The sequence below is a fragment of the Roseofilum reptotaenium CS-1145 genome (assembly GCF_028330985.1).
GTDB lineage: Bacteria > Cyanobacteriota > Cyanobacteriia > Cyanobacteriales > Desertifilaceae > Roseofilum > Roseofilum reptotaenium.
Map to the genome: position 1 here is coordinate 24,956 of NZ_JAQMUE010000090.1, position 8,588 is coordinate 33,543.

Below are 8,588 nucleotides of genomic sequence, written 5' to 3' on the forward strand. Positions count from 1 at the left end.
CATTCGTTATCCCGTTTCTCCCAAGGTCTATGAAAGAAGTTTCAACCGCCATTAACCCCCCCCAAGAGACTCCATCGAGTCCCTCAACCCAAAATACAACCCTTAATGCCATGGGACTATCCCTATTATGGCTAATGATTATCCTCATGTTTGGTACGGCTGGGTTTGTTGCCACTTGGCTGCTAACTCGTGTGCCACCCACTCCAGATTGTAAAGAATTGTCGCCATTAGCGGCTGATGGCGAGCAGCTCTATTGTGTAGAACAACAAGCTCTGTCTGGCACCCTAGAGGATCTAGAATCGGCGATCGCTTTTGTGGATCAATGGGATTCTAACCATTCTCTCTATGCTGAAAGTCAGCGTTTGATGAGCAACTGGTCTAACGCAATTTTAGAGTTTGCCCGTCGGGAAATACAGGCGGGTAATCTGGAAAAAGCGATCGAGATGGCCAGTAAAGTCCCGGAGAGTAGCCCCTTATATGCGGAGGCTCAAACAAAAATTGAGTTATGGCAAGCTGACTGGGATACCGGTCAAGAAATTTATCAGAAAGCACTTGAGGCCATAGAAAATCAAAATTGGACTCTGGCTTATCAACAGTTGTCTCGGTTGGGTAAACTCAAAGATCCCTTCTGGAGTCAAGAACGATTTGTGGAAGTGACTCAATTAATTGCTACAGAAAAACAATACCAGAAGCAGCTTAAGGATGCTCGCGCTTGGGCCAACTATGGTACGGTTGAGGACTTGGTAGAAGCCATGGAGCGGGTGAATAAGATTCCGGCTGATAGCTTGGCTCGCCAAACGGCGCTTAAGGAAATCGCAACTTGGAGTCGCGAACTTTTGGAAAAGGCAGAAGAGCGCTTAGAAGAGGACGATCTCGAAGGGGCGATCGCCATTGCCGAACGCATTCCCAGTTATTCCCCTCGCTATGCGGAAGCTCAAGATTTCATTCTCTTAGGAGAAGCGATCGATACAGTTCAAGAGGATAATCTAGGGGCATTTTTAGCGGCTCAAACTCAAGCGGCTCAAATTAAACCCGATCGCCCCCTCTATGAGGAAGCTCAAGGCAAAATTGACCAGTGGCAAGAGCAAGTCCAAGATGAAGTGCAAATTCAATTTGCGAATCTAATTGCCAGTGTTGGCCAACCCGTTGCCCTGAAACAAGCAGAAAATTTTGCTCAAATGGTCTCCGTTGACCGTCCTCGGCGCATTCAAGCCCAGACTAAAGTCGCCCATTGGCGCAAGGAAGTAGAGCGCTTAGAGGCTCGACCCGTTTTAGCCATGGCTCGGCATGTGGCAGCAGGAGAAACCTTGGAGGATTTTGAACAAGCCAGAACCTTAGCGGCTGAGATTGAGCGAGGTCATCCCCTACGCATTGAGGCTCAAACCTTAATTGCTGAATGGAATAAGCGGATTGAAATTATTGAGGATCGGCCAATTCTGGATCGGGCAAAATCGTTGGCTAAGGCGGGAGATTTGTGGGAAGCCATTGAGATGGCGGAAAAAATCACCTCAGATCGTGCGTTATATGGTCAAGCCCAAGATATTATTTATGAGTGGGAGGTAGAAATTCAAACGGCTCAGGATGATGCAGATCTCAGGGATGCTGAATATTTAGCATCTTTAGGTCGCTACAGTGAAGCCATTGGTGCAGCGTCTCGTATCGGTTGGGGTAGACCGCTGTATTATGAGGCTCAAGATGCGATCGCCCGCTGGCAAGCGACACTGGATTCTCTCTATACTCCTCCAGCTCCGGTTTATCAAGAGCCGGTTTATCAAGAACCGGTCTATCAAGAACCGGTCTATCAAGAGCCGGTTTACCAAGAACCGGTTTATCAAGAACCGGTTTATCAGCCACCCGTTTACCAAGAGCCAGTCTATCAAGAGCCAGTCTATCAAGAACCAGAACCCGTTTATGAATCGGCTCCTGAACCTTTGGATTATAGTCCTGAGCCACAGTTTTAAGGAGGGGTTGAGCAAAGTGTTGGTTTTCCCCTGAGCTGGTCAACCTCTCACTGGTCTCTTAAATCAAATATCCCATGAGCAATTCTCAACCCTCTTCCATTTCCCTGTTATTAATCGTTCCCAGTCGGATCTTTCGGCTGGGACTTCAGGTGGCCTTGGAATCGTATCCTGAGATTACGGTGATGGCTGAAGTGGAAACGCCGAATGAAGCCTTAACCTATCTGCAAGCCCAACGGTTATCGATGAGCGATCGCCCTGGGGTGGGGATTATTGCGATCGATACTGCCCTAGAAACCTCCCTAACTCAGAATGCTCTCCTGCGGTTTTGTCAAACGCTGAAAACGAGTTATCCCCACTATCGGCTGGTTTTGTTGACCGATCCAGGGACAGTCAGTTGGCAAAGGACACGAGCGGTGGGTGTTGATGGCTATTGTCCCAAAACGGCAGATCGGACCCAGTTGGTAGCGATGCTCAAACAGGTGGCGATGGGAGAATCCTATCAGGTGAGTGTCGATCCATCTTCATCGAAGGGCGATCGCCCGTCCTGGTGGACTCGGGTAAAACATCGGTGGTATCTCTGGGACATCAAAGCGATCTCGGACGTAGAAGCTAAGTTAAAAGTGCAACTCAATCAACCGGGTTTATCGGTATTAGAGCGGGTTGTGATTCGCGGACGGCTGCGGGAACTATTCACTGCTCGATGGTGTATTCATTGGTTGTTAGCGCCCCGCTTAGAAGCGGTAGAATTTCAGGAAACGACAGAAAATAATGGCGATCGCCCCAATTCTGGAATCTCTCCAAATCAATCCCTCGTTCCTGCTCAGTCCTCCAGCTCAGATCCAGAATGGAGTGAATCCTTAATCCCCATTTCCCCTCGTCAGCAAGTCTTAGAAACTACGGCGACTCATCTACAATTCCAGCTCAATAATTTAACGCATACCCCCCTAGAGCTAGATATCTTAAAACCGCAAAAACGGCAAGAACTCTTGCAAGTCATTTTAGAAGAATGGGAAGTTCTACTTGAAGATTTAAAGTTTTCCCAGATTCAAGGCGATCAATTGCTCTCGAAAAAACTAGATTTCCTGCGCGATTTATGGTCAGCGGTTGTGACTCAGTTTTTTGGCAAATATTCGCGAATTATGGTCAAAGGGGCAGAAGTGGAAATTGTCCCCATTTTGTTGCAGGATATTGACCGAATTCAAGCAGAGTATTTAGAAAAAGTCCCCTTATTTATAGGCTTGCTGAATTATTTAGTCTATGAAATCCCCTTAATGATTGATAATCGCTTATATGCGGCAGGCACACCAGAAGCGCAAAAGCGAGCGGAAATGTTAACCCAAAATCTGATTGTTCAGCTCGGCAATAGTGTGGTTAATCCTCTTTTAAATCATTTTGCAGATGTCGTAGCAGTTAAGCAGATCTTTTACGATCAGGAGCTAATCACCAGCCGCAAGATTGAACGATTTCGGAATGATTTATCCTGGAAATCTCGGCAACAACAGTGGTTTGGCGAACCAAAAGCAATTTTTGAAAGTCAGTATTCCTTATTGGTTTTAGAGGCACGAGGGATTCAAAAAGTCTCCATTTATGCCCCCAGACGGGAAGAATTAGACCAGTTAAACGGGTGGTCTTTAGTGGTAACCTTAATGCTCGAAGGGCGCGACGCGATCGCCCCCCGACTACAAGCGTTAGTTGGCTCAGTCGGCCAAGTTTTAATCTATGTCCTAACCCATATTATTGGCAGAGGTCTCGGTTTAGTCGCGCGGGGAGTGCTGCAAGGAATTGGTAATTCTTGGTCAGACAGTCGGTTAAGTGGCAATGGCGAGCGGCCGAAGTAGGGGAATGGGGAGACATGGAAATATCGAGACAAACTATTACCCATTACTCAAATATTTTTAGGGCTAAATCAAAGGGATATTCTGTCGAGCGAGTGAGCAAAATGTCGTGAACTAAATCAACAAATTCACGATCGAGACGGGCTTCCGGTTTGATTAACTTACTTGCAGGATATCGTTCGGGTGCCACATTCACTTCTTCTGTAAACCCAGTTTCTAGACCCTGATCTTGATGCCAAGTCAAGCATTTTCCTCTGAGGGTCAACTGAAACCAAATCAGTTCTTGATCTTGAATATCAAAAAAGACATCAAAATAAGGCTCTTCTCCCTGATACCAAAAGCGTAGAATCCCCTGATGTTCGTCAAATTTTAACAAGTTCTGGCGAATGGGTCTTAAAGAGGCTCCCAGCTTCTGAATATGATCGCGAGTCATGGTTAACATAAGAATAGGAAAAAAGAAGATGATCAACAATGAAAACAGGAATTAAGAGAACTTAGGGAACGGGACTTAACTTTCTCGGAGAATAGACCGAAAGTATGGTAGCCTTTGTTTGATCCTATAGTTCTTTATCCATTGAGTGTTTTGGGAATCCGTAATAAAATGCTATTGAATTTAATTGATCGATGGAAACAGACGTTTGTGAGTGGATGTTTGTTGCTGATGGTACTCTGTGTAACTTGGCTCTTGGGTTTGGGCACACCACAGGCGATCGCTGGCATGAATGTAGATACCTTTGATGGTAATATTTTTGCCCTCTATGGGGGCAATGGTTCCCTCGTTCCCCCTAGAGTTGCATTTGAAGATTCCCTAAAACAAGATCGGGCGACCTTATTAGTCTTCTATCTTGATGATAGCCGAGATTGCAAGCAGTATGCCTCAGTTGTCTCTCAGCTTCAGGCTTATTATGGGCGAATTGTTGATTTTGTGCCCTTAAGTGTGGATCAAATTATCTTTGATGCGAGTACAGACCCCACGCAACCGGCCTACTACTATAAGGGTAAAGTGCCCCAAACTATCCTCTTCGATCGCCAAGGTAACCGGGTTTTTGAAGAAACGGGTAATATCGCCTTTGAACAGGTTGATGATGCTCTGCGGGACTTATTTGATTTTCCCCCTAGAGAGAATACCCAACCGCGTGTTCCCAAAGCGGTGAATGAGCTAAATACGGAATTAGCCCCCAATTAAGGTACATTATCAAAGGCTCAAACCCGGTTTTGCCTATTGCCTCTTGCCTCTTGGTTTGGGTGTAGATTGGTGAGATCGGGTGTTTGGAACCTATGCGTAGGGGTTCTACCCAATGGCGATCGTGTTTGTAGACGGTAACGGGTACATTCAGACAGGCTCTCCATTCGGCAGTAGTGGTGACGGGAAGAATGCTAGTCATTGCTTGTTATCCAACACTAATATTAGCCAATCATCATACCGAACTCATTATAAGTCGTATTCAATCCCCATAACAATGATGCAAGTCTTCCCAATGATTACTTTTGGAGAGAAATCTACATTCTCGTTACTAGCAGGATTGTAGATGAAAATCTCTTGCTCCGAGTCTGGAAAGAGAAGGCGATCTAAGCGATCGTAGAAAGATAGATGTATATCACGAACTATCGAGTTTTCCGATTCTTGAAGTTGCCTTTGGAACTCAAAATCAAACCATTCTCGAAAGGATTGTTGATTAAACCCTTGATACCAGAACATATCGTCTATACGTGAAGAATCCCAACCTAAGTCAGCAAATTCACTGGCCGCGCAGGAATATATAAGTTGCTTTGGAAGCTCTAAGTCATCTATTTTATAAGTAGCAAAATTATCGCATGTGAATCCAAGAATTGAGAGAAATGTAGTCTTTAACATTGGCTGGTCTTCTAGTGCTTTACGCCATCGAAAATCCCAAGGTTGATTTCTACAATCAATTAAAAACCTGACTAAATTATTTAAAGCTTGCCCAAACTTCGACTTATCATTTCTAGCGTAGTATCTGATGAAGCGAATTCCACTTCGAGAATCAGCACTCTCAACAACTTGCCTAAACACATCTAAAGTATCAGAACTTAGACCAAAGTCCTGTAGTAAGCACATATCTTCTAGAACAACACACTAAGTAAAATCAGTTTCCGGGATATCTCCAAACTGCTCTTCTCGAAGTCTTAATAGCTCATCACTTGACATATTACTACAACCCATCTCTTCAAATGTTCGATGTTCTCTGAATTATAGTGCTTTCCGCTTCGCCAGCAATTCTCAATGGGATGAGGTGGAGTCGTGGAAGGGCTGAAGTAGCGCTGCTTGCCTGACTTCTACTGGCCGGTCGGCTACTTGGTAGGGTTGTTCTGTTGTTGGTATCGCGATAAACGGCGATCGCATCGCCCGCGACCCGTCGATCGCAAATCAAGCCATCAGTATAGCTAACATTTGCAGGTCACTACACTGATGGATAGGACAACAGAGCGCTAGACCAAGCTAAACGAGTTCGTAAAGTCAACGCTGGCAAATGCCGTTGCACCCACCGCAAACCCTTGACCGGAAATACTGCCACCGACAAAGACGCTACTGGTGACCGAAACATTACCGGTAATGTTCACCTGAATATTGGCAGTGCTAAAGGTCAACTGTGCTGGAGATACCCCATTCACCACACCCAAGACGGAGGTTACGCCATTGTTGGTGACTGGGATAATTGTATTACCATTTTCCACAGTAAATGTGAGGTCATTGGGAGTAATGCCACCGGTTAGACCAATGGTATCGCCAGGACGATAGTCCAGAATTACATCTGCTGTGGCTGCTGTTGCGGCTGCGGTGCTGGTGCGGAGGACAAATACATCATTTCCCGCACCACCGATGAGGGTATCTGTACCGAAGTCGCCACTGATCACATCATCACCAGCACCACCATTGATCAGGTCATTGCCTTGACCGCCAAAGATGCCATCATTATTCGCACCGCCATCCAGAGTATCATTAGCTTCACCACCAGTGAGTTGGTCTTGACCAGCATCTCCATTGACGATATCATTGCCGCGATCGCCATTCCCTCGGTCGTTGCCGTCACCGCAATTCACTTGGTCATTGCCTTGACCGCCATTACAAGTATCGTTACCTGTACCGCCATTGACCGTATCATCGCCGCGATTACCATTGGTATTATCATCGCCCGCACCGGCATTGATTTGGTCGTTGCCCTCTAAACCAAAGATGATATTACTAGAGGCTGTACCGGAGAAGATGTCATTACCAACAGTGGCTTGAAACGCTCCAGCCACTTCCACCACAATATTGACTGAGGAGGTTGATGTGGCGCTGGGTGAGGGACTGGGTGTGCTAGGTGGAGCAACTGGGTCTACAACCGGACTCGGACTAGGAGCTGGCGCTGGCGCTGGCGCTGGAATTTGGGCAATTTCATAAAGCGTTGTCGTACCGCTGAATTCATTCCCGACTGCCAGTAAGGGATTATTATTCGGGCTATCCGCAGCAGGGATAAACGCCAATCCTTCGGGAGCGATATCTGTGCCATTGGGAGTAACGTATTGAACAAAACTCGGCGCGGTGGGGTTACTTACGTCGTAGACCATAATGCCGCCAATGCGCTCTAAGCCAATAAAAGCATAACTTCTGCCATTGACTACGCCTGTGGCGATCGCCTCTGGTTCTGCACCTTTATTATCGCTGCGACCGTCAAAACTCGTCTCGATATTACCATTCTCTAGCTCAGTTCCAGAGTTAAACAGGGCGGGAACCTGCTCGGAGGTAATGCGCCCGAAATCGTCGCCACTGTCGTAAACTAGAGTGCCAGATTGGTTCAAAATGGAGAATGATCGCGCTCCGTAGGCAAACAGGCGATCGTAGTCCCCATCACCATCAGTATCCCCATCAACCGTGGAAACTCCCAAGCGTCCGAGTTGTTCATCTTGCTGGAGTTCTGCGGCATTGGGAAATGCTGTGGGATCTAAGGTTAAGTCGGCGATCCTTTCATCCTCACCGCGATAGTCTCCTTCATTGGCTATCACATAATAGGTTTGGCCGTTAGCTTCAAAAGAAGCGATCGAATCCGGCATATACATCCCGAACACCGGCCAGTTTTGCAGATTAATTGCATTGTCGCGATCGCTCGTATCCAAACGATTCCCTGGAAGACTGTGATCTTTCAAACCCAAGGGTATAATGTCTTGGACTGTCGCCGTATCGATATTCAAGATGGCGATCGCATTATTTTCCTGAAGCGTCACAAAAGCCGTACTGCCATTGGGCGAAACCGCAATATACTCCGGTTCCACATCTTCGGCAACCGTTTTATTCGGGAAGATACGCACCCCTTCGGCTCGCAGGCTATCTTCCTGGCCATTGAAAGCAGTAAAATTTGCGGTTGCTACCGTTGCATTAGCCACCCCGCTGGAAATATCGATAATACTAATAGAACCTTCTGGATCTGTATTCCCCGGCTCCCCTTCATTAGCAACTAGCACTTTCTGCCCATCTGGAGTGAAAGTAACCATATCTGGCAATACACCAACGGTGACTGAATTGAGAAAATTGCCATTAGGGTCAAAAAAAGCAACTGCCCCTGGGGTTACCGCATCCGCATTTTCCACCGCCACAGCTACCACCCCATTGGCCACCGCGACGTTATTAATTCCAGCACCTATAGAGGGGTCATATCAAGTCCGAGGAATCAGCTAAAATAAAAAGGCACAGCATCAAACCTAGTCATGCCAAGACGAATTCAGATAGTTGCACACCATAGCATAGAGGAACTCTTCCAAGCTTATCAGGAAGCCAAAGAAGCTTGGAAGA

Annotated in this window: 6 protein-coding genes and 1 pseudogene; 4 read left to right on the forward strand and 3 right to left on the reverse strand. The window is 46.6% G+C overall.

The window, feature by feature from the left end:
* Positions 1–29 precede the first annotated feature (29 nt).
* Together PN466_RS20740 and PN466_RS20745 are read left to right on the forward strand one after the other, a co-directional pair.
* Complete coding sequence (locus PN466_RS20740; protein ID WP_271943353.1) at positions 30–1,961, forward strand: hypothetical protein; 1,932 nt, start codon at positions 30–32, stop codon at positions 1,959–1,961.
* A gap of 74 nt (positions 1,962–2,035) precedes the next feature.
* Positions 2,036–3,799 carry a DUF3685 domain-containing protein gene (locus PN466_RS20745; protein ID WP_271943356.1) on the forward strand — a complete coding sequence of 588 codons (1,764 nt, stop codon included), beginning with the start codon at positions 2,036–2,038 and terminating at the stop codon, positions 3,797–3,799.
* Between the two features lie 43 nt (positions 3,800–3,842).
* Here PN466_RS20745 and PN466_RS20750 read toward each other — a convergent pair whose 3' ends face one another.
* Positions 3,843–4,229 (reverse strand): hypothetical protein, encoded by a 387-nt coding sequence (locus PN466_RS20750; protein WP_271943359.1) that lies wholly within the window; start codon positions 4,227–4,229, stop codon positions 3,843–3,845.
* Positions 4,230–4,397: 168 nt separating this feature from the next.
* Between PN466_RS20750 and PN466_RS20755 the strand changes: the two genes are divergently transcribed.
* Positions 4,398–4,982, forward strand: coding sequence for a thylakoid membrane photosystem I accumulation factor (locus PN466_RS20755; protein WP_271943362.1), 585 nt, complete (start codon positions 4,398–4,400; stop codon positions 4,980–4,982).
* Between the two features lie 246 nt (positions 4,983–5,228).
* Here PN466_RS20755 and PN466_RS20760 read toward each other — a convergent pair whose 3' ends face one another.
* Positions 5,229–5,876, reverse strand: coding sequence for a hypothetical protein (locus tag PN466_RS20760; protein ID WP_271943365.1), 648 nt, complete (start codon positions 5,874–5,876; stop codon positions 5,229–5,231).
* A 207-nt stretch (positions 5,877–6,083) separates the two neighbouring features.
* On the opposite strand from PN466_RS20760, the gene PN466_RS20765 reads away from it, so the two are divergent.
* A complete protein-coding gene (locus PN466_RS20765; protein WP_271943368.1) occupies positions 6,084–6,206 on the forward strand; it encodes a hypothetical protein in 123 nt (40 codons plus the stop codon).
* A 41-nt stretch (positions 6,207–6,247) separates the two neighbouring features.
* Here the strand turns inward: PN466_RS20765 and PN466_RS20770 are convergent.
* A pseudogene (locus tag PN466_RS20770) lies at positions 6,248–8,443 on the reverse strand (choice-of-anchor I family protein); the annotation flags it as partial.
* Positions 8,444–8,588: the final 145 nt, after the last annotated feature.